Source organism: Candidatus Glassbacteria bacterium, from assembly GCA_019456185.1.
Taxonomy (GTDB): domain Bacteria; phylum Gemmatimonadota; class Glassbacteria; order GWA2-58-10; family GWA2-58-10; genus JAJRTS01.
Genome location: VRUH01000002.1, coordinates 121,649 through 145,523 on the forward strand (window position 1 = coordinate 121,649; position 23,875 = coordinate 145,523).

General features: G+C 59.5%; 19 protein-coding genes. 4 read left to right on the top strand and 15 right to left on the bottom strand.

Annotation, left to right across the window (positions count from 1 at the left end; all coding sequences use genetic code 11):
- The first annotated feature begins 25 nt into the window (after positions 1–25).
- Positions 26–790, top strand: a complete 765-nt coding sequence (locus FVQ81_01580; protein ID MBW7995263.1) for a cytidylate kinase-like family protein — start codon at positions 26–28, stop codon at positions 788–790.
- A 15-nt stretch (positions 791–805) separates the two neighbouring features.
- On the opposite strand, the gene FVQ81_01585 is transcribed toward FVQ81_01580, so the two are convergent.
- The 9 genes from FVQ81_01585 to FVQ81_01625 form a co-directional block, all read right to left on the bottom strand.
- Positions 806–2,191, bottom strand: a complete 1,386-nt coding sequence (locus tag FVQ81_01585) for a hypothetical protein (GenBank protein MBW7995264.1) — start codon at positions 2,189–2,191, stop codon at positions 806–808.
- A gap of 60 nt (positions 2,192–2,251) precedes the next feature.
- Complete coding sequence (locus FVQ81_01590; protein ID MBW7995265.1) at positions 2,252–3,130, bottom strand: family 43 glycosylhydrolase; 879 nt, start codon at positions 3,128–3,130, stop codon at positions 2,252–2,254.
- Between the two features lie 136 nt (positions 3,131–3,266).
- Positions 3,267–4,826, bottom strand: coding sequence for an AAA family ATPase (locus FVQ81_01595; protein MBW7995266.1), 1,560 nt, complete (start codon positions 4,824–4,826; stop codon positions 3,267–3,269).
- 14 nt (positions 4,827–4,840) lie between these two features.
- Positions 4,841–5,965 (bottom strand): 3-dehydroquinate synthase, encoded by a 1,125-nt coding sequence (gene aroB, locus FVQ81_01600; protein ID MBW7995267.1) that lies wholly within the window; start codon positions 5,963–5,965, stop codon positions 4,841–4,843.
- A gap of 100 nt (positions 5,966–6,065) precedes the next feature.
- Positions 6,066–6,962: an MBL fold metallo-hydrolase gene (locus FVQ81_01605; protein MBW7995268.1), complete on the bottom strand. Its 897-nt coding sequence runs from the start codon at positions 6,960–6,962 to the stop codon at positions 6,066–6,068.
- A gap of 18 nt (positions 6,963–6,980) precedes the next feature.
- Positions 6,981–7,838 carry an HDOD domain-containing protein gene (locus tag FVQ81_01610; protein MBW7995269.1) on the bottom strand — a complete coding sequence of 286 codons (858 nt, stop codon included), beginning with the start codon at positions 7,836–7,838 and terminating at the stop codon, positions 6,981–6,983.
- A 126-nt stretch (positions 7,839–7,964) separates the two neighbouring features.
- On the bottom strand, positions 7,965–8,873 hold the full coding sequence (locus FVQ81_01615; GenBank protein MBW7995270.1) for a hypothetical protein: 909 nt from the start codon (positions 8,871–8,873) through the stop codon (positions 7,965–7,967).
- 16 nt (positions 8,874–8,889) lie between these two features.
- Entirely contained in the window at positions 8,890–10,443 is a 1,554-nt protein-coding gene (locus tag FVQ81_01620) for a hypothetical protein (protein MBW7995271.1), read from the bottom strand.
- Positions 10,444–10,541: 98 nt separating this feature from the next.
- Complete coding sequence (locus FVQ81_01625) at positions 10,542–11,963, bottom strand: hypothetical protein (protein MBW7995272.1); 1,422 nt, start codon at positions 11,961–11,963, stop codon at positions 10,542–10,544.
- A 263-nt stretch (positions 11,964–12,226) separates the two neighbouring features.
- Between FVQ81_01625 and FVQ81_01630 the strand changes: the two genes are divergently transcribed.
- The 3 genes from FVQ81_01630 to FVQ81_01640 all read left to right on the top strand — a co-directional run bounded on the left by FVQ81_01630 (position 12,227) and on the right by FVQ81_01640 (position 18,415).
- Entirely contained in the window at positions 12,227–14,173 is a 1,947-nt protein-coding gene (locus tag FVQ81_01630) for a Na+/H+ antiporter NhaC family protein (GenBank protein ID MBW7995273.1), read from the top strand.
- Positions 14,174–14,316: 143 nt separating this feature from the next.
- Positions 14,317–16,161, top strand: a complete 1,845-nt coding sequence (locus tag FVQ81_01635; GenBank protein ID MBW7995274.1) for a hypothetical protein — start codon at positions 14,317–14,319, stop codon at positions 16,159–16,161.
- A 43-nt stretch (positions 16,162–16,204) separates the two neighbouring features.
- Positions 16,205–18,415, top strand: a complete 2,211-nt coding sequence (locus FVQ81_01640) for a hypothetical protein (protein ID MBW7995275.1) — start codon at positions 16,205–16,207, stop codon at positions 18,413–18,415.
- Between the two features lie 107 nt (positions 18,416–18,522).
- Here the strand turns inward: FVQ81_01640 and FVQ81_01645 are convergent, their stop codons facing one another.
- Genes FVQ81_01645 through FVQ81_01670 form a run of 6 tightly spaced genes read right to left on the bottom strand, consistent with a single transcriptional unit; the run spans position 18,523 to position 23,751 of the window.
- The gene (locus FVQ81_01645) at positions 18,523–19,800 is read right to left on the bottom strand and encodes a SpoIID/LytB domain-containing protein (GenBank protein MBW7995276.1); all 1,278 of its coding nucleotides are present in this window, start codon (positions 19,798–19,800) and stop codon (positions 18,523–18,525) included.
- Positions 19,801–21,093 (bottom strand): glutamate-1-semialdehyde-2,1-aminomutase, encoded by a 1,293-nt coding sequence (gene hemL / locus FVQ81_01650; GenBank protein ID MBW7995277.1) that lies wholly within the window; start codon positions 21,091–21,093, stop codon positions 19,801–19,803.
- On the bottom strand, positions 21,090–21,572 hold the full coding sequence (locus FVQ81_01655; GenBank protein MBW7995278.1) for an Lrp/AsnC family transcriptional regulator: 483 nt from the start codon (positions 21,570–21,572) through the stop codon (positions 21,090–21,092). Before FVQ81_01655 ends, hemL begins: the two co-directional genes overlap by 4 nt.
- Positions 21,573–21,592: 20 nt before the next feature.
- Positions 21,593–22,078 carry an Lrp/AsnC family transcriptional regulator gene (locus tag FVQ81_01660; protein ID MBW7995279.1) on the bottom strand — a complete coding sequence of 162 codons (486 nt, stop codon included), beginning with the start codon at positions 22,076–22,078 and terminating at the stop codon, positions 21,593–21,595.
- On the bottom strand, positions 22,075–23,058 hold the full coding sequence (hemB, locus tag FVQ81_01665) for a porphobilinogen synthase (GenBank protein MBW7995280.1): 984 nt from the start codon (positions 23,056–23,058) through the stop codon (positions 22,075–22,077). The genes FVQ81_01660 and hemB overlap by 4 nt, the downstream gene beginning before the upstream one ends.
- A 36-nt stretch (positions 23,059–23,094) precedes the next feature.
- Positions 23,095–23,751: a sigma-70 family RNA polymerase sigma factor gene (locus tag FVQ81_01670; protein ID MBW7995281.1), complete on the bottom strand. Its 657-nt coding sequence runs from the start codon at positions 23,749–23,751 to the stop codon at positions 23,095–23,097.
- Positions 23,752–23,875 lie beyond the last annotated feature (124 nt).

Genomic DNA, 23,875 nt, shown 5'->3' on the forward strand with positions numbered 1-23,875 from the left:
ACTACGGGAGAAAGGAGCGGCAGCCATGCAGGATGACCTCAAACTTCGCGGACTTTCACGTAAAGACAGGCCAGCGCAGGTAGAAGAGCAGTTCAAGTTGTGGCAGTCCGGCGGCCGCCGGACCAGGCATGAGCCTGACCACCGGACCACTCGCTTTATCACGATTTCGCGGGAGTACGGCTGTGCTGGTTTCAGGATCGCCGACCGACTTGCCGAAATTCTCAACAGCCAGACCCGAGACCATCAACCGCCATGGACGGTGTACGACCGTAAGCTGGTCGACACGGTCTGCCGGAACCACAAGCTCAGCCGGGCGCTGGTCAACAGCCTGGACGATCAACGCAAATTCGCGTTCGGCGATTACATTACCGGGATCTTTACCGGCGAACCCTCCACCCTCCAGGTATTCAAAAAATTCGCCGAGACGATTTTCCAACTGGCGGCCCGCGGGCGGGTGATCCTGATCGGCAGGGGAAGCTGCGTGATCACCGCACATTTAAGCGGTGGACTTCATCTACGGGTTGTAGCTCCGCTTGACTGGCGGGTCAGGAAGGTGGCCGGTTACGAGGGGCTCGATGACCTGAAGCAGTGCAAGCGCCACGTTGAAAAAAACGACAGGGAGCGGGGCCGGTTCGTCAAAGACTTCATGGCCGCCAGCCTGAAAGACCCGCATCTCTACGATCTGGTGTGCAACCAGCAGCGGCTGGGGGTGGATGGCATTACCGACCTGATAATGCTGACACTCAAGATCAGGGGGAAAAAGTCTCTGCCAGAGCTAAGCGCGGTCTGAAAGTCTCGATGTCGTTCAGGCGGGCTGGACAGCCAGCGGCAGGCTGAACGAGAAGCGGCTGCCCTGACCCTCGATACTTTCGGCGCCGATCTCGCCGCCCATCGCCTGGACCAGGTTGCGGCAGATAGTCAGGCCCAGGCCGGAGCCTTTCATCCGCTCCACAGCCGCCGAGCGCCTGAACTTGTCGAATACGAACGGGACCTCCTCGGCGGGGATGCCCAATCCGGTATCGGTCACCTCGACTCGCGCGCAATCGCCCTCGCGGCGGCAGAACACGTCCACCCGTCCGCCTTCGCGGTTGTACTTCACCGCGTTGCCAACCAGGTTACTCACCACCCGCTCGAGCTGCACCGGATCGGCGGACACTTCCAGTTTTTCACCGGCTGGATGGTACAGACCGATCAGGTCTTTCTCCGCGAACTGCGTTTTCGAGAGTTCCACCACTCCCCCAACCAGCGAGTCCAGGTCGACAGTCTGCGGATTCAGCACAAGCTGGCCCGCCTCAAGGCGCGACAGGGTTAAAAAATCCCCGATCAGTTTTTCCATCTGGCTGCAGCACTTGATCACGTTGCCCAGCAGCTTTTTCTGTTTTTCGTTGAGCAGCCCGAGTTTCCCGTCGAGAACCAGTGTCGAGCTGCCGTAAATGATTCCCAGCGGATTTTTCAGGTCGTGGCTGAGCATGCGCACGAAATCCTCGCGCATCTGCTCGATCTCTCGCTCCCGGGTAACATCGCGGAACACCGTGACAGCCGCCACAGGATGCCCGTCATCGTCCCCGATCACTTTCCCCGTCCCGTCGGTAACCGGCCTGCTGGTGACGAGGTAATGGCTTTCATCGCAAACAAACTCCACGCCGGCCCCTTGCGCCTCGCCTGCCTTTTCGATCACCGCGCTTACCTCGTCAGAGATATCCATATCCCCCAGCTCAGCCCCCGGACTGAACCGGTCTTCTCTCCCGGCGAATCTGGAAAGAAACGGCTCGTTGGCGGTCAACACCCGGCCCTTGCGGTCGATCACCACCACCGCCTCGGCCAGGCTGTTGAGAATCGTCTCGGTTTTCCCTTTTTCCGTATCCAGCAGGCGCTGGTACTGGCGGCGCATCTCATCCCGGTCCTGCTGGCGGGCGAGCACTTCCTCATAAACCGTGTCGCGCGTGAGGTTGAACGCCTCGACCGCCCGCGCCGCCAGTTCCGCCGACTCCCCCTGGGCGTCGAAACTGTACACCGGCTCGTCTGAACCGTCACGGGCGATTACCCCGGCCGCAGCGAGTTCTTCCAGGTCGAGAGTAACATCACCTGCGGAGCGGTTCAGCCAGCGCGCCACGCCCTCCGGGTTGTCCATGGCGAACGGATGCTGCTGGAAATAGGCAAGAATTTCCAGCTTGGTGACCGTGTTGGCCACTTTGCGGATAAACTCTTTCAGCTCCTTGTCCAGAGCGGGCCTCCCGAAACGAAAAATGTGCTAAAGCTCGACATGGAACCTCTCGCCGTCGAACCGCAGCGGGGCGAAACAGGGGTAGCGGCCGGTGTGTTCCGGGTCCCAGGCGTGGTAGCAGATAACCAACCTGTCATCCGGCCCGTCGAACACGCTGTTGTGCCCAGTGCCGAGCTGGCTGCCGTGGGAGCGAAGGATTACCAACGGCTTATCGCCGTCGGTCAGCCTCGTGAACGGTCCCTCGGGCCTGTCTGAAACCGAGAGCAGGACGTGGTAGCTCCCGTCACGCCAGTTGCCCATGCTGGTAAACAGAAAATACCTGCCCGCATATGGAACCAGAAACGCGCCTTCCTCCCAGCCGACCGTCTCACCCGGAAACGCCTTGCGCGGTTCTCCAGCGGTTTCGGTGGGCGAAACCAGGCGGTCCACCAGCACCTGGCCGACATGCTCGTTGCCCTCGTTGCCGGTGAAAAACATCCAGCCGCCGCCATCATCTGTCCAGTTGGGGTTGGCGTCGATCGAGGTCTGAGCTGTCAGCCTGACTCCCTGGTCGAGATAAGGACCCTCGATCCGTTCGGCAATCCCCAGACGGACATAGCGCTTGTAGTTGTCTCCGTTGGAGTCGGCGGTGTAGTAGAGGTAGAACTTGCCGTCGCGGGCCATTATTTCCGGAGCCCAGTAGTTGGCGCGGCCGCTGCCCTCGTATTGCGGACGCCGCAGGATACCGCCGAGGTGCGTCCAGCTGCGGAGGTCAGCGGAGCGGTACATGTCGTAGAGCAGGCCGTTCGACCCACCATGAGCGCCGTGGTGGGTTCCGGTGATATACCAGGCGTCACCCCAGCGCATGCAGAACGGGTCAGGCATGGGATGGCCCAGTTCGATCCTGCGCCAACCCCCGGTTGCCAACGCAGTTCTCTCCTGTCCCGCCAGCCCCGGGGCTTTTGCGGCCAGGCCGGCAGCGGAAGCCAGGATAAAAGTACGGCGGTCGATGGCATCTCTCCTGAGCGAATCGTGAACCGGATCATCGCCGGGCCAGTGCGCTTTAGAACCCGCCGCCCTGACGTTCGCGCATCCGCCGTGTCGCCTGCGCCCAGCGGGTGGCGTCTTCGAGGATATCCTTGAGTTCCAGCCTGTCGGGACCCGAGCTTGCAGCTCCGCCGCCCATCACATCCACCGCTTTCTCGAACTTGTGCTTGACCTCGATCCCCTTGTCGCCGATCACGTACTCCTGGATCGACTTGTGATGGTCGGTTCCGCGCATTTTGAGGATCGCCACGGCGCGGTGGATTTCGCCCTCCAGTTCCACGTAGCGCAGCAGCACGAGGTTATCGAACAGTCCCAGCGTGCGGCGGCTGTCAATCTCCAGCGATCCGAACATCTTGTCCATTTCGAACGTGAACAGGCTGGTGACTCCGTGGTGGGCGAACAGTTTGAGCAGCGCGCCCAGGTAGTCGACCGTATATTCCTCGTCGTCCACACTCTGCATCAGCTGTGAGAGACTGTCTACCACCAGACGGCCGGGCTTGTGCTGGTCCAGCATGGATTTCAGTTCGTGAAGAAGCTCGTCGGGAGCCAGTTCGTGAGTGCTGCGGAAGAGGACTTTCAGCTTGCCGTCCCCGACATGTTTCTCCAGCCTGGCGCTGAACAGGCCGGTGGTTTCGAGAGCTTCGCTTTCATCGGCACCGAAGCGGACCAGCAGCACGGGTTCGCCGCCCTTGAGGCCATCGTACATGAACTGGGCCGCCAGCACGGATTTGCCCGTCCCGCTGCTGCCGGCCACCACGCTCGAACTGCCCGCGGGCAGCCCTCCCTGGCACATCAGGTCCAGGCCCTCGATCCCGGTTGAAACATGCGCCCTCGCCTGTTTCTTCCCTGTCTTTTTGCGCCCCTCGCCGTCGAGACCATGCAACGCGCCGCAGACCGGGTAGACCACCAGACCCGTATCGTTGAACCTCAGCGTGTGCTTGCCGGAAAGGTGCTTCTGCCCCCTGGATTTGACTACTTCCAGGAAGCGCTCCCGCCGCTGGCGGCCATGCTGCTCGTAAGAGAGGCGCACCACCGTATCGATGATATATTCCTCGATATTCGCGCCCTCGCGCTCGGTGGATTCGATCTCCTTGATCAGCACCGCGCTGCTGGTCAGTTTCATCAGCCCCGTAATAAACTTGCTGAGCAGGACGCGCAATTGCTGGGTGTTGTCCGTGAGGCGGCGGAAGTGGGTGATCGAGTCGACCATCACCCGGTTGGCGCCGATACTGCGCGAAATCCGGGAGAACCCGCTCTCGGGCTTGAGCAGCATGTCGCGGACAGCCTCGGGCGAGGACGGGATAATGCGGAGCAGGTTGCGGGATTCGAGGTGGCGGAGGTCCCAGCCGAACACGAGCGCGTCACGGTAAAGCTTTTCCGGTTCTTCCTCGAAGGTGATAATGATCCCGGGCTGGCCGAAATCCGCTGCCCCGCGATAGATATACTGCAAGCCCAGAGTGGTTTTACCCGCGCCTGGCGAACCCTCCACCAGCAGGCTGTTATCGGGGATTATCCCGCCAAAAAAGATTTCGTCCAGCCCCTCGGTCCCGGTTTTGATCAGTTCTCCCGCCATCATCTCTTCTTTCAGGTTCAGGCTTGCGCACCCGCATCGATCAGCACCTGAACCGCCAGGTCCTCATCGACATCGATCCCGTAGCTGCCATCAGCGTTTGCGGCCATCCCGCCGACCCCTGCGGCCAGGGCATAGCGGGCCCTTCCGCCGCGTGCTTTCTTGTCCAGCCGTGTCAGTTCCAGCAGCTTTCCGGCGGAAACGTCAAGCGCGCCGAGACCGACCGGCAAACCGAGTCGCCGCAGCAGGGCCGTAATCCTGTCGCGGTCGCCGGCGGCCATCAGTTCCAGGCGGACCGCCAGTTCCGCCTCCACCGCCATTCCGCACGCGAGAGCTTCTCCGTGCAGCCAGCCGAATCTGGTGAACGCTTCGACCGCGTGGCCCAGGGTGTGCCCGAAATTGAGTATCTGGCGCAGGTTGCTTTCGCGTTCATCGCGGCTGACCACGTCGGCCTTGATCAGGCAATTGCGCGCCACCAGTTCGGTCATCGTCTCTTCATCGCATCCCAGGATCTTATCGAGATTGTCTTCGATATAGCCGAACAAGTCCGCATCGCGGATAACCCCATGCTTGACCACCTCGGCCATCCCGCTTTTCAGCTCCCTCTCCGGCAGGGTATTCAGTACGCGGGGGTCGATCAGTACCAGCGCGGGCTGATGGAACGCGCCGAGCAGGTTCTTGCCCCAGGGCACGTCGATTCCGGTCTTGCCGCCGACACTGCTGTCGGCCATTGCCAGCAGGCTGGTTGGCACCTGCACCAGGGGAACTCCCCGGTTAAACGTGGCCGCCACATATCCCGCCAGATCGCCGGTCACGCCTCCGCCCAGAGCCACCACCAGGCTGTCGCGTCCCATCCCGGCGGTGAACATCCGGTCTTCGAGCTCCTCTTTAACTTTGCGGCATTTGCTGGCCTCACCGGCCGGGAATTGGATCGATTCAACAAGTCTGAATTTACTACCACGTAAAACTGTGGACAGATCACGTCCGTAAAGGTTGCCGACATTGCTGTCGGCAATCAGCGCCACAGCCCGGCCGGAAAACATTTCGGCCAGAATTGACGGGGTTTTTTCGAACAAGCCCGGTTCGATCAGGATGTCGTAGGAGAGGTCGTGACGGTCTGTGAGGGGAACGGGAACTGTTCGCATGATACCGGCGGCAAGCGGGCGGGAACTGGTGAGAGCCCCGCCGGCCGGACAAGTTAATTAAAGCTGGCGGAGGCACCGGCAGTGATGCGCCCTCCGCCGATCAACTGAATATTTTCATTTCCGCGGCAGTCTGAACTTCCAGGCTGGAGCCTTTGTCCCTGGCCCGTTTCCTGGCGTACTCCTGAACCTCGTCCAGCTTGTCGTCGCTGTGATTCGGTTCGTGGTGGAACAGCACCAGGGTTTTCACTCCGGCTTCGATAGCCCAGTCGACCGCATGGTCGGTACTGCTGTGGCCCCAGCCCCGGTGAGTTTCGTACTCTTCAGGCGTATAAGCGGCGTCGCAGACCAGCAGGTCGACACCGTTGAAAAAGTCGATCAGCCGGCTGTTCTGCTGCTCTACAATGGCTTTGACATCATCCTCGTCCTCGGATGAGTCGTCGCCCATGATATCGAAATATGGTTCGTGATCGCCGGAGAACAGGATCGAGCTGGTCCCGTCGGTTATCCGGTAGCCGAGTGTCAGGACCGGGTGGTTCATATAGTGGGCCCTGACCTTGAGCGAGCTGATTTCGAACTCGCCCTCGTTAAGCTCGTGGTAGTTCAGCCCGGCCGCAAGCTGGGCGGTAGAGATCGGGAAATAGCTGTAGTCCATCTGGCCGGCGAAAATCTCTTCCAGACTTTTTTCGTAGTGCAGCGGACCGTAGATATTGATGGTGGTGCCGGGGATGAACGCCGGGACGAAAAACGGGAAACCGTTGATATGGTCCATATGGGTATGGGTGATCAGCAGATTGATCTTGAGCGGCTTGGGCAGTTTCATCAATTCCAGGCCCAGTTCCCTGATCCCGGTACCGGCATCGATAATCAGCACTTCGCCCTCAAACGTCTCGCCATCATCGGGTATGATCTGCATGCAGGTGGTATTACCGCCGTACTTGACCGTAGTCGGACCAGGGGTTGGAATTGAACCTCTCACTCCCCAGAACTTGAGCCGCATATCGTTGTTCCCGCTGGTTCAGGATTGGAGGAAGACACTGGCCTTTTCAATTTCCTCGGCCAGATCGGCAAGCTCGGCTTCTATCTCGGCCCGTTCCAACCCGATCACCTCAAAAGCCCTGGGATCGACAACAGGCGTATCGTACTCTCCGGTATTTTCGTATCCGTTGGCACTGACAAAACAGTTCGCCACATGCACCACCCAGGTCAATTTGCTGCTGCTCTCGGCAGGGTGATGGTGGTTTAGAATCGAGTCGACCAGCACTTCGTCAAGCGACCATTTCAGCCCAAGCATGCTGCCGACTTCGGCGTGATCGATCCCGACTTTCTCCTTTTCAGCCACTATCCCGCTCAGCTTGTTATCTTCACCATACTTCAGAGCGCGGGAATAGATCATAGGCAGCGACAGAGCCATCACGACCTTGCCCAGGTCATGGATCAGGCCCGAGACGAAAAACTCATCGACCTCGGTGGGGTCGGTACCTATTTTCTTGCAGATAGCCCTGGCGGCTATCGCGGTGCCTAGACTGTGCTCCCAGAAACGGTGCTGGTCGAAACTTTTGATCGCGATCTTGTTCTTGCCCATCTGATTGACCACCGCACTGGAGAGGGCAAGGTTTTTGATCGTATTGATTCCGAGCAGAACGACAGCCTGTTTCAGCGACACTTTATTTGGCATTCCATAGTAGGCCGAGTTGATCAGCCTCATGACTTTGGCCGCCACGACTGGATCCAGTTGGATCACGGCCAGAATATCCTTAGCCGAGGAATTGATGTCGTTGGCGAGCTGAATAATCTTACCGACTGTCGTCGGCAGACTCGGCATCTTCTCTATGGAACTGGTCAGCTTGTTCTTGATATCATCACGCAACGGCAAAATTCAGCTCCACGGACAGTGCCCCCCATCGTTCTCTGACAGCGCCCCCACAAATCTACTAATATTAGTCAATTCTATAATTCATAGTCAAGGGTTTCCGATTTCCGGTTCAATCCGGGAAAAGCTTTAGATATCCCGATCAGAAGCTTTGAGAACGATTTCGGTAACTTCGGCTTTCGAAAAAAACCGCAACGGGAACAGGCGGCCCGCCCCGACACCGGGGCTGATATGCACCCGGCAGCCATCCAGCTCCACCAGACCCGAGCAGCTCCTGCGCCCGGCGTCGCTGTGCGTTAATATCGCACCAAGCAGCGGCAGCCTGATCTGGCCGCCGTGGGTATGCCCGCACATGATCAGCTCAGGAGCAAACCGGGCCAGAGGTCCGAGTCTGATTGGGGCATGGGTCAGGACAAGCCGCAGCGCATCCGGGTTAACATCCGCCGAGACCTCAGCCGGGCGATCCCTGTCGGTGGCAGGGTCGTCGATCCCGAAGACCTGGAACGGTCCGGCTCCGGGAATTTCGCCTTCGGCCAACTCGTTGCGCAGCAGCCGGACGCCGCGTTCCTCCAGACACCCGACCAGCCTGTTGATATCGTTTGCTACATGCAATTCATCACTCTTGCGGTTGAGTAGAGCATGCCAAAAAGCCCTGACCCACTTCAGCGGGTTGCCCGCTATCGAGTCCAGGTAATCGTGGTTGCCGAGCACGGCGAATTTTCCGCATGAGGCCTTAAGACGACCCAGAAAATCGCTGACCGGATCGATCCCGGAGTCATTGTCGATAAGGTCTCCGCTGATCATAACGAAATCCCACTCACCATCGAGCAGGCTTTCAATCCTGTCAAGCTTATGCCGAAGCGAGGCGGTAATGTGAAGGTCGGAGAGATGAAGGATCCTGACAGCGCCGCGATTTCGGCAAGTGTGACTTTGCAGGGGTATTTCCAAACGCCTGAATCCAATCCGGGTGCTTCTCCATACCTCCCAGGCCGCCAGCGCCGGTCCGGCGACTGCCAGCGCGCACCACGCCATGTTCATCCACCGCTCCCCACGCTCACTCGAAGACGTTTATATTCAGGGTGACAGTTATTCTGCGGCCCGAGTGGATGGACTTGTCCAGGTCCTGGAACAGGTGAATCCCCACACGGCCCATAATCGTATTGCCGGTAAAACCGAAACCGGCGTCCTGTTTCAGGTCGCTGAAGCTCTCGGAGGGGTCGTTGTGAAAGAACGCTGTCCCGGTCTCGTAAATAAAGTCCGCCTGCCAGCGAAAAAAGAGGTATTCCACCACCGGTATGGTCGGCAGGCTATAACCGTAAGCCGCCTGGATCAGGACCATCCTGTCACCTGAATAGGCGAAATTGTCATGCCCGCGCAGCGCATTGCCCATCGTATAGCCGCGCTGGAACGGAAGGCTCTGGTCAGCTCCCGCCAATTTGAGCCACAGATAAGTGTGGTGCCTGCTGTTAAATGTATCCCAGCGCTCAAGGCTGAAGACGTAGCGTGCGAATCCGTGATCGCCGCCCAGGGCTCCGCCCGCGAGTTCAGCCTCGAAGGCCAGGCGGCTTCCGGTCAGAGTGAAATAGAGATCGTTGCGCGTATCGATCACGCCCTCAAGAGCCAGGCCATGCAGCGGTCCTCCGTCAACCGGGAGGTTCGGCTCGAAATTCTCCGCGCCCACCAGGGTAAACGGGGATTGGTTAAACAGGCTGGCAAAGCGCTCGCTGCGGTAGATCAGCCCGATCCTGCTCCGCCTGCCGAACAGTCTGACCACTCCTGCGGAAAAGCCCTCACGGCGGAAGTAGTAGCGATGGTCGTAGCCGGCGACAAACGCCTTGATCGCGTTTTCCAGATCGCCGAGACGCCAGCGCCCGTTAGTGTCTGTCAGGCTGCGCGCTCCCAGCTCCGCCCGCCAGCGCTGTTCTTTATCCAGGGGAACCCTCAGCCGGCTGTCGAACCCGATCGCCTGGCGGGAAGTCGATGAGATCACCTTGGCCGAGAATACACGGAAATCTTTCCAGTCGGGCTGAACCAACTCGAATCCCCAGGAGACTGAGAACCCGTCAACCCGGTCATAGCCCTCGACCCTGAACCCGCCCATGGGGTTGGTCCACATATCGAGGTGGATCGGGAACGCACTTCCAACACTGCTCCGGTCCTCGACAGCGGAGTTCACCTCACGAACGGCGTCCGTGGAAGATATGCTGACCGTCTCACCGGCCACTTCGGCCCCGCGTGACTTGAACAGAGAGGAGCGCACCAGGATGATATCTCCCGCCAGTTTTGCTTCGCGCCGCAGGCCCAGCTCGCCGTTAAGTATCACCACGCTTCCGTTGACAGCCCTGTCCACCGCACCGTTACAGTTGACAAAGACGATTGTCTCGCTCACTCCCGACGGCTGGCCGCTCAGGACAGTGTCGGCCTGAAACACAAGCACGCTGTCGGCGTTGAATGCTCTTTTCAGCAGGGAAAGTTTGTCCGGCCCGTCCGCGGCAGCCCGTGACGGGGAAAACAGCGCAAACAAGGCGGCGGCAAGCATCGCGGGCTTCTGTAATTTTCTGCCGAACAGGTTCATCGATATTCTCTCCACCCAATGCGATTGTCTCAAGTATCCGGTATCCAGCGCGGATTCCCCCTGATCTGATAAAGAGTTCAATCTAATAACACGGAGTGCCGACTGAAAGGGTGAACCCGCGAAGAATTCGATTAGAGCTCGAGGAGGGAAAACAGAAACAGGAACTGGATTGTCAATCCGGCTTCTTCGGCGCTGCCTTGCTGAACCGGGTCGACAAGCCGAATGTTAAGCAGATTGTCCGCAACGTACGCCACCGCCACGTGCCGGCCGTCATCGGTAACCACATCCATCACCAGCAAGCCGGGCAGAATTCCGCTGACAGACCGTTCAAACGCCAGCAGCAGCGGCGTGCCGTTACTGCTTAGACTGAGATACGGACTTTGCAGGAATGCGCTCCGGTTGGTCGGCCAGTTCTGGCTGTAAAACCGGTGTACTTCCATCGCCCCGCCCCACGGACCGTCGGCGATCTCCAGGCTTTTACCGTTATACAGCTCGAGCTCGAACCTGCGCTCGTCGCCGCCGATTATATGATTGAGTTCCAGACGGTTCATCGCGGGCTGCAGGAAGTAAAAACTGATCGCCGCCCCCCCGGTAGTGCGGGACAGCTCGCCCTGCTTGTACAGAGCTGTCGATGGCCGGAACAGGTAGTCGGCAGGGTTGTCCGCCGCTATTTTATTTTCGTAATATTCTCCGAACGGAAGCGCTGCCAGAGTGAATATCGTGTAGAGCAGCACCAGCGACGCCAACAGCAGGATTAACTTGTTGGCAGCGCCGATCTTTTGCTGTTCCTTTTTTTCGCTCTTTCGTTCGAGCACCTTGCTGGTATCGAGATCGTCCTTGTGGCGGTCCAGTTCCTTGCGCGCGAAATAACTCAGTCTGCTGAAATCGTTGCGATCCATCAGCACGACCTCTTCGTCGGGCAGAGTCGAGTCACCGTCGATCATATCAAAGTCGCTGAAAGCTTCCTTGGCAGCCTTCAGCTCACCTGCCTGATCGAACTCTTTTTTCCTGATATCCGACAGATTTGGCAAAGACCTGCCGCCGCCCCCGCCTCCGCCGCCCCCGCCGCCTGGGCCAGCCGGACCGACCATTCTCTCATCGTAGATCACCTCGCCCGGCCCGAGAGCCTCGAATCCCACCCAGTCATCCGGCAAATCACTGTCTCCGCGCTCCACGATTTGCGGATGGCCGGCCTGGGTCTGACCGGTGATCCCGTCTTTAACATCATCCAGTACATTGTAAAAATTACGCTCGTTCATCATTTTGCTGTTCAGCTTGTTTACCCAATCGGCTCCGAGCTCTCCGGTCAGAACCTGCTCGAACTTCGGTCCGAACTTGGCTTCCAGCGCGGCTTCCCAGACGTCGAAATCGACAAACCAGTCCGCTGATTCCTTGCCGGCGGAATCACTCGCAGCCTGACTTACAGGATCGCTGACAGAGGCTGCCGCATCTTCGGCCCCGCCGCCTTCCAGTTTGTCCTCTTCCGAATCGTCCAGGCGGTCTTCCCCGGGGCCGTCCTCTTCGGATATGTCTTTTTGTCTTTTTTCAGCCATTAGGCACTCTTTGAGATTAACCGGAACCGTAACATCATGCCCAAATACCTGCCTGAAGCAACTTTGCAACGTTTGTCCGCTTCTGAGTCATTATGGCTCCAGATCAGCTTCAAGTCAAGTCATGATCTATCTACAAGTGAAGTAACAGTCATATTTAACGGGTTTCGAGAGTTCTTTGACAATTCTGTCCATCAGAAATAGATTTGCATACGCCGGACATTGCCGCTGCCGGCTTTCTGAGGAACTCCGCGAAACGAGGCCAGATGAGGATGAGACTACTCTCAATCAGCTTACGTCCAGCCATTCCACTTATTGTCATTACCTTGTTGATTCTCTGTTTGCCAGGAGTAAGCTCCGCCGCGGACAGTGAGCCGGCTCCTTCTCTGCGGCTTCCCGCCGTGATTTTTGCAGGCGTTCCTGCGACAGTCAGTGTTGAGGGTGGTCCGGAAGTTTTCCCCGACCGCGCTCCTGTCAGGGTTTTCAACTCCGACGGCAGCCGGGCAGCCGTCCCGGACACGGTCCTGAACAGCGATGGGAACGCATCACTAAGGTTTTCCGGCGCGGGTTCGTACGTCATTGAAATCGCACTGGACGGCTCGAAAATCAGCAGATCGATCCGGGTCTGGCCGGGATTCTTCACCATCCTTCCTCCCCTGCTGGCTATCCTGCTGGCCCTGGTATTCCGCCAGGTATTGCCGGCGCTGTTTTTCGGAGTCTGGGTCGGTGTTTCGATGATCCAGGGGCTGAACCCCTGGACCGGTCTGGTGCGGCTGATCGACACTTACCTGGTGGAAGCCATGACCGATACGGACCATGTCCGGATAATCATCTTCAGCATGACCCTCGGCGGGATGGTGGGTCTGATCACGCGCAGCGGCGGCGCGGCGGGACTGGTCGAAAAACTGTCGAGGCTGGCGGTCAGCAGGAGGATGAGCCAGTTCAGCACCTGGCTGATCGGCCTGCTGATCTTTTTCGATGACTATTCCAATACGCTGATGGTCGGCAACACCATGCGGCCGTTCACGGACAAGATGAAAGTCAGCCGCGAGAAACTCAGCTTCATTGTCGATTCAACAGCCGCACCGGTGGCCAGCGTTGCGCTGATCTCCACCTGGATCGGCTACGAGTTGGCCCTGCTCAGCTCGGCTATCGAAAGCCTGGGGCTTGACGAGAGCGCTTACTGGATGTTCCTCAAGGCCTTGCCGTATAATTTTTACTCCTGGGCCTGCCTGTTGTTCGTGCTGCTGATCGTGATTTCGCGGCGGGATTTCGGCCCGATGCTGAAAGCGGAAGAACGTGCGCTCAAAACCGGGCGGGTTCTGGCCTCGGGCGCCCAGCCTCTGCTTGATTATGAAATGCAGCGGCTCGAACCGGAACCGAGCTCTGACCATCGCTGGTACAACGCAATCCTGCCGATCGCCGTGATGAGTATCGTGCTGATGGCGGGTCTGTATCGCAGCGGCAGCGATGCGGTGTCCGCCGGGGGAACGGAACCGACCCTGTATAACATCATCGGGGCGGCCGACCCGTTCCAGGTGCTGCTCTGGGCCGCGTTCGCCGGTGTGTTTTCCAGCCTGGCGCTGATATTCGCCCAACGCCTGCTGACGCTGCGCCAGGCGATGGAGGCGTTCCTGGTCGGTTTCAAGTCGCTTGTCCTGGCGATGATGATTCTGACCCTGGCCAGGGTGATCCAGATTGTCTGCACCGAGCTCGAGACCGCAACCTACCTGCTGACTGTCACCCGACGTCTGCTGAGTCCCGGCCTGCTGCCGTCGATCACTTTCCTGCTCGCCGCTTTCACCAGTTTCTCCACCGGCACGAGCTGGGGCACGATGGCGATTCTGATGCCCCTGATAATCCCGCTGTCCTACCATCTGCCGCTGGACGCAGGCATGAGCGGGCAGGCGGTGGAACTGACCATGCTCGGCACGATAGGCGCGATCCTTTCGGGGTCCGTTTTCGGAGACCACTGCAGCCCGATCAGCGACACCACCATCATGAGTTCAATGTCCTCCGGAGCGGACCATGTGGACCACGTTCGCACTCAACTGCCATACAGCATCACTGTCGGAATCTGCGCTGTCCTGCTCGGTTATCTCCCCGTCGGACTCGGCCTGGTGAATCCCTGGCTGTCGAACCTGCTGGTGCTGGCGCTGCTGGCTGCCGTGATCCGGGTGGTGGGACGCAAGGTTGACGAGACTCCGGCCTAAATCTTCCCTCTTGGAACTCTTAGGCCCTCTGTCCACTATCATTCCAGTATCAGGCGGCTGCATGCTTGACGGTTGACAGAACTATTCCAGCCAGCTAATTTGCTACATTCAAACGAATCAACGGATAACGGGGATTGATAAGAATGACATTCAAGTCTTTTCTCAGCAACAGCACCGCAGTTACGCTGGCCGTTTTCCTGCTTTGTTCCGCGGCCGGCTCATCCGCCAGCCAGATCATGCCGATCGATGAGGTCGAGGCCGGGATGGATGGCTGGGGGCTATCGGTATTCAGCGGCGACAGCATCGAACGGTTTGAAGTCAGGATACTCGGTAAACTCAACAATTTTTCCCCGAAGAAGGATATCATCCTCGCCGAACTGCTGGGCGAGCGTCTGCGCCACACGGGGGTTATCGGCGGCATGAGCGGCAGCCCGATCTACATCGGTGACAAGCTGATCGGCGCGCTGGCCTATGGCTGGCAGTTCAGCAAGGAGCCGATTTGCGGAATCACGCCGATCGAGCAGATGCTCGAGATCGAGCGCACGGTCATTTCTTCCAGTCGAAACACATCAGCGGAACATGGACCGATTGAGGGCGGCCTGACCCGGTCCGCACCCGCGCGCTACGATCCGTTCACCGCTCCCGAGAACCCGCTGCTTGATAACTCCGGTAACGCGCCGGCAGCGACGGGCGGTTTGGCAGCCGGCGGCTTCCCCCTGGCCAGGCTTGATATCCCCCTGATTTTCGCCGGCTGCAGCCAGTCGGTCTTCGAGCGCTTCGGCGGCATGTTCGACCGGTTCGGGCTGGTTCCCCTGGCCGGCGGCAGCGTCGGCTCGACTGATTCCGGGCCGGTCAGCCTCCAGCCGGGTTCTGCCGTGGCCGCCCAGCTTGTCCGTGGAGACCTGTCGCTGGCGGCCACCGGCACGCTCACCCATCGCGACGACGAAAAAGTGCTGGCGTTCGGCCACCCGTTCATGCAGTTCGGTCCGGTCGATTTTCCGATGACCTCCGCGGAAATAATAACTGTCCTGCCCAACGTGGCCCGCTCATTCAAGATTTCCAATACCACGGATTTTCAGGGCAGCATCCGCGCCGACCACACCAACGGAGTGTTCGGCATTATCGGCGCTCAACCGGCGATGGTGCCGATCGAAATCAGCCTGTCGCTGCCATCGCTGCCCAGGCAAACGTTCCACTACGAGATGGTGGACAACAAGATGCTCTCGCCGGTACTGGCGGCGATTACCATGCTCAACTCCCTTTCAGAGGCCGGCAATGCGGTTACCGAACAGACTCTCAGGGTCAGCGGAACTATTGAGATCGAGGGCACCGAGGCGGTGAAACTTGAAAACATGTACGCCGGCTCCTCGGCGACCGGCCAGTTCATCCAGCAGGCCCTGCAGACAATGCAGTACCTGTATGCCAACTACTACGGCCCGGCCAAGGTTCGTCGGGTGAGTTTCGATTTCGAGGTGGCCGAGGGACTGCCCAGGGCGCGGGTCGCGGAGGTCCACGTGGACAGCGATGAGCTTACGCCCGGCGATACGTTGCAGGTGAACGTCACGCTCGACCCGTTCGTAACCCCGTCCTTCCGGCGGCAGTTCCAGGTTGTCGCGCCGGAAACAGTCGAGAAAACCCGCCTGTTTATCCTCGTCGGCTCGGCCGACTATATCACCCGCGCCGAGTTTCAGCTTTCACCGGGACGGTTTCTGTATACCAGCCTGGCAGAACTGGTGGGCTTGATTAATAAAACGAGAAAAAACAACTGCCTGTATGTCAAGGCGTTTACGATGGACCGCGGCCTGGTGCTTGGCGGCAGTGAGATGCCCGAGCTGCCCGGCTCGGTATGGTCGCTGCTCAATTCCCGGAAATCCTCGGGCGCCACAATGCCGCTCAACGACAAAACTGTCGCTGAATTCGAGCTGCCGACCGATTACGTGCTTAACGGGTTCCGCCTGATTCAGTTGACATTGAAGCCCGGAACCTGATAGCCTGGACATTCATTGAGTCTGGAAATACACGGAGGCTGGTTTGGCAAAACATGCGCTGGTTGTAATCTTTCTGATCGCGGCATTGGCATCCGCCGCCCGGGCGGACGGAGTCCGGTTCTGGAAGATCGACGGCAGGAAGGATTTCCTCGGCGGCGAAACAGAGGGCGTCTCTATCCTTGCCGACGAGTCTCTGTCGCTTGCGCCCGAACTAAAGCGCTTCACCGAGCCGGGAGTGCCTTTTATCTGGTCGATAGCTCCCGACGGCAAGGGCGGCGCATATCTTGGCACCGGCCACGAGGGGCTAGTGCTCAGGGTAAATGTCAACGGGGATACGTCGGTGGTATACGATGCGCTGGAGCCGGAGGTGATGGCGCTGGCGGTCGCCCCCAACGGCGACCTGTTCGTCGGCGCCTCGCCCGAGGGACGTGTTTACCGGATACCGGGCGGTACCGGCCAGGCCGAGGTCTATTTCGATCCCGAGGAAAAATATATCTGGAAAATTCTGCCGGGCCCCGCCGGCGAACTGTTCGTCGCGGTCGGCTTCAAGGGCAAAGTCTACAAAGTCACCGGCAGCCACCGGGGGAGCCTGATTCTCGATTCCGACGAGAACCACATCATTTCCCTGGCTCTCGACCGTAAAGGCAACCTGCTCGCCGGCTCCAGCGGCAGCGCCCTGCTCTACCAGATCGATGCCGACGGCGGTGTTTCGATTGTCTATGACAGCCCGTTGAACGACATGCGCTCGATCGTTGTCGACAGCGACAACAACCTGTTCGTGGTCGCGTTCGAGATCAAGAGCGGCAACGGCCAGGGCCAGAACATGTTCTCCCAACCCAGTGATACCGACGGGCAGACGGGAAAAAACAATCAGGAGCAGGAGGGCCAGGAGTTGAAACGCGGGATGATTCTTCGCCCGCCCTCGGTGCGGATGGCCCCGCCGACCAACAGCGAGATCTACTATTTCGACCAGGACCGGTTTGTCACCCGAATCTGGCGCGAGAGCGGCGATGCGATCATGGCCCTGGGCCTCTCCGAGGACAACCAGGCGCTGTTTGTCGCCTCCAAGGACAAACGCAGCCTTTACAAGATCGACCGCCGGGGAGAGCTTACCCTGATCAACAAGTTCGGCAGCAGCGAAGCCACCGGGTTCCTCTATACCGGCGGCAGAACGTTGATCATCACCGGCAACCCCGGCCAGGTGCACTCGCTGGAAAAAGGTTATTCGCTGAAGGGGACTTTCACCAGCGACGTCCTGCCGGCCGGTATCCCGGCGCAGTGGGGACGGCTTACCTGGATGGGCGAAGTCCCATCCGGGACCAAGTTGAGTTTCCGCACGCGCTCGGGCAACACCGATAAGCCCGACACAACCTGGAGTCCGTGGTCATCGCCCATGCATGGCGTAGCCGAAGAGCTGATATCTTCTCCGGCGCGCCGTAATTTCCAGTGGCGAGTGGAGATGGAGACCGACAACCCGTCGCGGACTCCGCTGCTCCGCGAGGTCACGGTGTCCTATCTCAGGCGCAATCGCCCGCCGATGATCAGCCCCGTGCGGTTCATGCCACAGGGACTCTATATCAAGCAGAACGGAGCTCCGCTCGCTGAGGGCGGTTCTGCCAAGAAATACCCGCAGGAAGTTGCGCAACTGATGAAAGGCGCCAGTAACGATACCGATAAGCCGTTTCAGGGCAAAAAGGAATACGATCGCAGGTTCAGGATGGCCGGCTGGAACGCCAACGACGCCAACGGCGACCAGCTCCGCTACAGCATCTATTACCGGGGAATCGATGAAAGCTCCTGGCGCACACTGCGGGAAAAAAGCAAAACCAACACCGTGATTTTCGATACGGAGAATATTGCCGACGGTCGCTACCTGCTGAAAGTGGTCGCGTTCGATTCGCTGGATAATCCGGCGGACCGGGCACTTTGCTCGGAACGCCTGAGCGCCCCGTTCTTCGTGGACAATACCGCGCCTGTTATCCGCGACCTCGTGGTGGACAGTCAGGCCGATGGGGCCGTGGTCGTGTCTTTCCGTGTCGAGGACACTACAACCAGGATCGAGCGGGTGGAGCTTACGCTGGACTCCGGAGATGCCAGGCCGATGTCACCCTCGGATGACTTGCTGGACACGACCAAAGAGAGTTTCCGGGTCGAACTGGCTAAACCGGGAAAAGGCGAACACACCGTCAGTGTGCAGGCCTGGGACCGTTTTTTCAACCGGACAACGGCCAGGAATACTTTCCAGGTCGATTAGCGCGGATGTTGAAAATATCGAGCTTGATCGCAGGGGCGATGGATGAGTCGCTCCTGTTTTTTTATCGGGAAAGATTAAGTTTCAGAGAAAAAGCTGTGCCAGCGGGATCAGTAAAGTCGGCTGATGCCGGCTTTGGGGAAATAACGATCGAGGATTTTACGGTAGTCCTGGCCCGCGGACGCCCTGGCTATCGCGCCGGTCTGGCACATGCCCAGGCCGTGGCCGAACCCCCGTCCGCGCGCCACTATCGACAGGCCGCTGCTCCCGCCGCGCTGGAGCGAAAGGTCGAACATCGTACTCGGCAGTATCGAACCGTCGGGCTTACGCAGCGCACGGCGGATATTGTCTCCCTCCACCTGCAGCACGCGTTTATCGGTAGTTACTTTCAGCAGGACATTCCGCCCGGACGGCCCTTTCCGCATGATTTCGATATCGGTCGGCTCTCCCACCTCCCCGGCCGACATCTTCATCAGCTCCGGCAGGTATTTCTTGAGCAGCAGCAGCAACTGCTGACGGCTCCAGCTGACTTCCCACTCGGCCCAGCGCGATCCGCTGTCGTAAGAACCGTCACCCACCGAGCGCAGCCAGCGGTTACGTTCGGCGAACTGTTTGCCCCAGACCTCTGACGGATCTGCGGTGCGGCCCCCGCAGGTGCTGTGGTAGAAACTTGTCAGCACACGGCCGCCGCTGGTCAGGCACTCTCCAGCCGTTTCAAATACTGCGCTGTCGGTAAGCTGGTGTTCCGTGGACGTTCCCCTGTACATCTGGTCGCCCGTGTCGGCGGTGAGGTCGTAGCTGAATCTTCGGTTCTCGCTCATCAGCGACATCGCATAGCTGCGCGCGCTGACAGCCTGGGCTTTCAGCGCCTGGTAGGCCGCACTGCCGGGAGAGCCGATCTCCGAGGGCACCACCGAGCGAAGGTACTCTTCAAGCGGCAGGCGGTTGACCGCCATGATCCGGTTACCGCCGGAATTGACAAGCAGCAGTTCCCCGCGATAACTCCGTCCCGTTAACCTGAACTCTCCGTTCCCCCCCGGCATATGCACCCGGATACCAGCGGGGTGCGGCCTGCTCACCCGGCCGTCCGGCGAGGCCACCCGCAACTGGCCGTCGGGGCCGAACAGCACCACAGACCAGCGACCACCCGGCTCGATCGCGGCTATCTTTTCGCCCGAGGCCAGATCGGAGAACAGCAGCACCCCGCTCTCGGCTCCGATCTCCACCGGTCCCGGACCGTTCATAAGCCGCACGCGCACCGGCGGAGATCCTCCCGGCGGACTTACCAGCCCGGGAGGAAGGACGGCCCCGCGATGGCAGGCGGAGAGCGCCGCGAGCAGAAATGCCGAAAGCAGCAGCAGCACCATTTTGCCGGACAAACATTTCATTCAGCCGGATACTTTCTGCAATGCGTTAAAATTTGCTTCCACCGTGCGGTCGATATCCTGCTCGGTGTGGGCCGCGGAGATGAACACGGCCTCGAACTGGCTCGGAGCCACGAAGATGCCCTGTTCCAGCAGAGCGTGGAAATAACGGCCGAACGCCGCTGTGTCCGACTGCTTGGCGGCGCTGAAGTCGTTGACCGGTCCGGGGTTGAAAAACAGGGTCAGCACACTGCCCGCCCGGTTGACTGTCAGTTCGAGACCCAGCTTGTCCAGATTGGCGCGGATACCGGTTTCGAGCCGCGCGCCCAGGCTCTCGAGCCTGTCGTAAGGCGGCTCCTTGCCGATCCTGCGCAGCATGTACAGCCCGGCCGTGACAGCCAGCGGGTTGCCCGAGAGGGTCCCGGCCTGGTACACCGGCCCCAGCGGCGACAGTTTTTCCATCACCTCGCGCCTGCCGCCGAACGCACCCATCGGCAGACCGCCGCCGATAATCTTGCCCAGGCAGGTCAGGTCCGGCTCGATGCCGAACAGGCCCTGGGCGCCCGAGGAACCGGCGCGGAACCCGCTGATCACTTCGTCGAAAATCAGCAGCGCGCCGTGCTGTCCGGCGACCCGGCGCAAACCCTGGAGATAGTCCTCTAGGGGCGGCACCACGCCCATGTTGCCCGCTATCGGCTCTATGATCACCGCGGCGATATCTCCGCCCGAGGACGCGAACACGTCTTCCATTGCCTCGAGATCGTTGTAGGGGACATTGACTGTCAGCGCACTCTGCTCCGGCGGGACTCCCGCGCTGTCCGGCACGCCGAACGTGGCCCCGCCGCTGCCGGCCTTGACCAGGAACGCATCGCCGTGGCCGTGGTAGCAGCCCTCGCATTTGACCACCAGCTTGCGCCCGGTGAAGCCCCGTGCCAGCCGCACGGCGCTCATGGCGGCCTCCGTGCCGCTGTTAACCAGACGGACCATCTCGATAGAGGGCACCATGCCGGTGATCAGTTCAGCCAGTTCCACCTCGAGTTCCGTTGCCGCACCGTAGCTGGTGCCATTGGCGACCGCCCGGTTCAACTCCTCCGCCAGGCCCGGCGGGTTGTGCCCGAACAGCAGCGGGCCCCAGGAGCAGACATAGTCCAGGTACTCGTTACCGTCGACATCGAATATCCGCGTACCTTCGGCCCGCTCGACAAAAAACGGTCCAGTGTCGCCCACCGAGCCGAACGCGCGCACGGGGCTGTTGACTCCGGCGGGAATTACCCTGCAGGCCTGCTCGAAAAGTTGCGCGGAACGGCTGCCGATCACTGATCCTCCTCCTCACTGAAATACTGCATTGACGTTTTTTTCCATTCCTTCTCGCTGAGCAGTCCACGGTACTCGTCCAGGCCCGAGGCCTCTTTCATCCTCTCAAGGGTCTGTTCGATACCCTCCTGGCTGGTGGCGTGAACCATCGTGTACAACGTGTAGGGCCAGCCCTCGAACTCGGGACGACGGTAGCAGTGGGTAACCTCGGGGAATCCGGCGAATATCTCGCCGGCCCGGTCAGCGACCTCGGGATCGGTGACCCGCCAGACCACCATGCTGTTGGCGCTGTAGCCCATGCGCTGGTGACGGACCGTGGCCCCGAACCGCCTGATAATCCCGCTGCCGACCCAGGACGACACTTTATCCAGAACCTCCCGCTCGCTCATGCCCAACCGCTCGCTCAGCTCGGCGTATGGACGTTCCACCAGGGGGAGTTCCACCTGCAGAAGACGAATCAGTTTTTTATCTTTTTTACTCAGTTGCAAAGCAGCATTGACACTCACCACTCTCCCCCTCCCTGCCCCCGCGCGGCGCGGAAATCGGCTTTGATCTTGTACAGGCGAAGAGCGGGCAGGTTCCTGATCTCTGCCACCTGCGGCAATGAGCCGATCCGACCGATTATGTTATCGATCCGCTCCTGGCTGGCGGCGATCAGCGTGAACCACAGGTTGTACTCATCAGTGCGCTGGTAATTATGGGTCACTTCAAGATACGTGCTGACCTCCGCCGCCACGGCCGGGAGATCCTCAGCCCGTGGAATTTTCACTCCGACAAGCGTGCTGACATAACCCAGTTTACGGGAGTCGAACACCGCTCCGAACCGTCTGATAACACCCTGTTCGCGCAGGGCTTTCACCCGCTCGATCAAGTCAGCTTCCGCAATTCCTATCTCATCGGCCATAACCGCGAAAGGCCGCTCGGTTACCGGGAATCCGCTCTGCACCCGATCCAGAATCCGCCCGTCCAGTCCATCGCTTCCGCTCACGCACCCTCCCTGTTTATCAGTTCAGCGGCGTCCGGCGCGAAATATGTGATAATCATATCCGCCCCGGCCCGCTTGATTGCAGTCAGTACTTCCATCATCGCCCGCCGCCCGTCGATCCAGCCCAGCTTATCCGCGGCCTTGACCATCGAGAATTCGCCGCTGACGTTAAAGGCGGCCACCGGCGTGTCGAAATTTTCCCGGACCGCTCTGATCACATCCAGGTAGGCCATCGCTGGTTTGACCATCACGATATCCGCCCCTTCTGCGATATCCAGCTCCACCTCCCGGAGCGCCTCGCGGACGTTGGGCGGGTCCATCTGGTAGGTCCGCCTGTCGCCGAAGGCGGGGGCGCTCTCGGCGGCCTCGCGGAACGGGCCGTAGAAAGCACTCGAATATTTAGCCGCGTAGCTCATCAGCGGCAGGTTGTGAAACCCTCCGGCGTCGAGTTTATCGCGGATAGCCGCCACCCGGCCGTCCATCATATCGCTGGGCGCCAGCATATCGGCCCCCGCCCTGGCGTGACTCAGCGCCTGGTCGGCCAGCAGCTCCAGGGTGGAATCGTTGTCCACATCGTTATCGACAATCCTGCCGCAGTGACCGTGGTCGGTGTACTCGCAGAGGCAGACGTCGGTGATAACGCACAGCTCCGGCAGCTCCTTCTTCAGTACTCCGACAGCCTGCTGGACCACTCCGTCATCGCGTGCGCCGGAGCTTCCCAGCGGGTCTTTCTCCTCGGGCAGTCCGAACAGGATCACGGCCGGAACTCCCAGCGAATGCACCCGCCCGGCTTCCCCGGCGATCCTGTCGAGCGACAGATGGTAGTTTCCGGGCATCGAGCCGATCTCTCTGCGCACTCCGCTGCCCGGAACGACAAACAATGGGAAAATGAAATCCCTGGGGCTGAGGCTGGTTTCGGCGACCATGTCCCTGATCGCCTTGCTGTTTCTCAGCCGGCGGCCGCGCTGTATGGGAAACGCCATTTTGACTCCACCCTCCGGTTGACTGTTATCTCAGTGTTATTCCAGCATCGGCTCGACAACCTGGGCGAATTTGGCCCTGGCCCGGTTGAGCCTGCTTTTTACCGTGCCGATATTGCAGTCGAGAATGTCGGCGATTTCCTCGTAACTCTTGCCCTCGCGCTCGCGTAAGGTGAACACCAGCTTGTGCCGCTTGGGCAGTTTCTCGATCGCCGCATCCACTATCAGGGCCAGTTCGCCGCGGTAAACCTCCTCGTCCGGGCGGATTTTCTGGTCCACTGCCTCGAACATCTTCTGGTCCGACTTGCGAAAAAAGAAGTTTTGAAAATAGAGGAGCGGACTGCGCCCTTTATTACGCAGTTCGTTCTTGGACAGGTTGGTGGCGATAGTATAGAGCCACGTGGAAAACTTCCGGTCCACATCGAACCGGTCGATATTCCGGTAAACCCTGACGAACGTATCCTGGAGGAGGTCTTCAGCCCTGTCCCTGTCACCGATGATCCGGTATATGTAGTTAATAATACGACGGTTATAGCGCCCCATCAACTCGTTAAAAGCCCGCTCCCGGCCATCCCTGAACTGCTTGACAAGCTCCTCGTCCGATAACTCTCTCAATTCCAGGTCTTTGGCGATAATACGGGTATCCTTCCCGGGTTGATCCTGATGATTGACCATGAATACCGCGCACGCAGTCATCACCCTAAGCCGGATGACACAGATTTCAAATTAATATACTAGCGCCGAATTCTCAAATTATTACATACCGTGCATGGAAGCGCGAACAGAAAGATATTATTCTAATTATCGGCGACAGGACTTG

Excerpts from the sequence above, each read along its gene's own strand:
- FVQ81_01580 (MBW7995263.1), top strand. The coding sequence starts at position 26 with ATGCAGGATGACCTCAAACTTCGCGGACTTTCACGTAAAGACAGGCCA.
- FVQ81_01615 (MBW7995270.1), bottom strand. The coding sequence starts at position 8,873 with ATGAACATGGCGTGGTGCGCGCTGGCAGTCGCCGGACCGGCGCTGGCG.
- FVQ81_01630 (MBW7995273.1), top strand. The coding sequence starts at position 12,227 with ATGAGGATGAGACTACTCTCAATCAGCTTACGTCCAGCCATTCCACTT.
- FVQ81_01645 (MBW7995276.1), bottom strand. The coding sequence starts at position 19,800 with ATGAAATGTTTGTCCGGCAAAATGGTGCTGCTGCTGCTTTCGGCATTT.
- aroB (MBW7995267.1), bottom strand. The coding sequence starts at position 5,965 with ATGCGAACAGTTCCCGTTCCCCTCACAGACCGTCACGACCTCTCCTAC.
- FVQ81_01635 (MBW7995274.1), top strand. The coding sequence starts at position 14,317 with ATGACATTCAAGTCTTTTCTCAGCAACAGCACCGCAGTTACGCTGGCC.
- FVQ81_01605 (MBW7995268.1), bottom strand. The coding sequence starts at position 6,962 with ATGCGGCTCAAGTTCTGGGGAGTGAGAGGTTCAATTCCAACCCCTGGT.
- hemB (MBW7995280.1), bottom strand. The coding sequence starts at position 23,058 with ATGGCGTTTCCCATACAGCGCGGCCGCCGGCTGAGAAACAGCAAGGCG.
- FVQ81_01595 (MBW7995266.1), bottom strand. The coding sequence starts at position 4,826 with ATGATGGCGGGAGAACTGATCAAAACCGGGACCGAGGGGCTGGACGAA.
- FVQ81_01670 (MBW7995281.1), bottom strand. The coding sequence starts at position 23,751 with ATGACTGCGTGCGCGGTATTCATGGTCAATCATCAGGATCAACCCGGG.
- FVQ81_01625 (MBW7995272.1), bottom strand. The coding sequence starts at position 11,963 with ATGGCTGAAAAAAGACAAAAAGACATATCCGAAGAGGACGGCCCCGGG.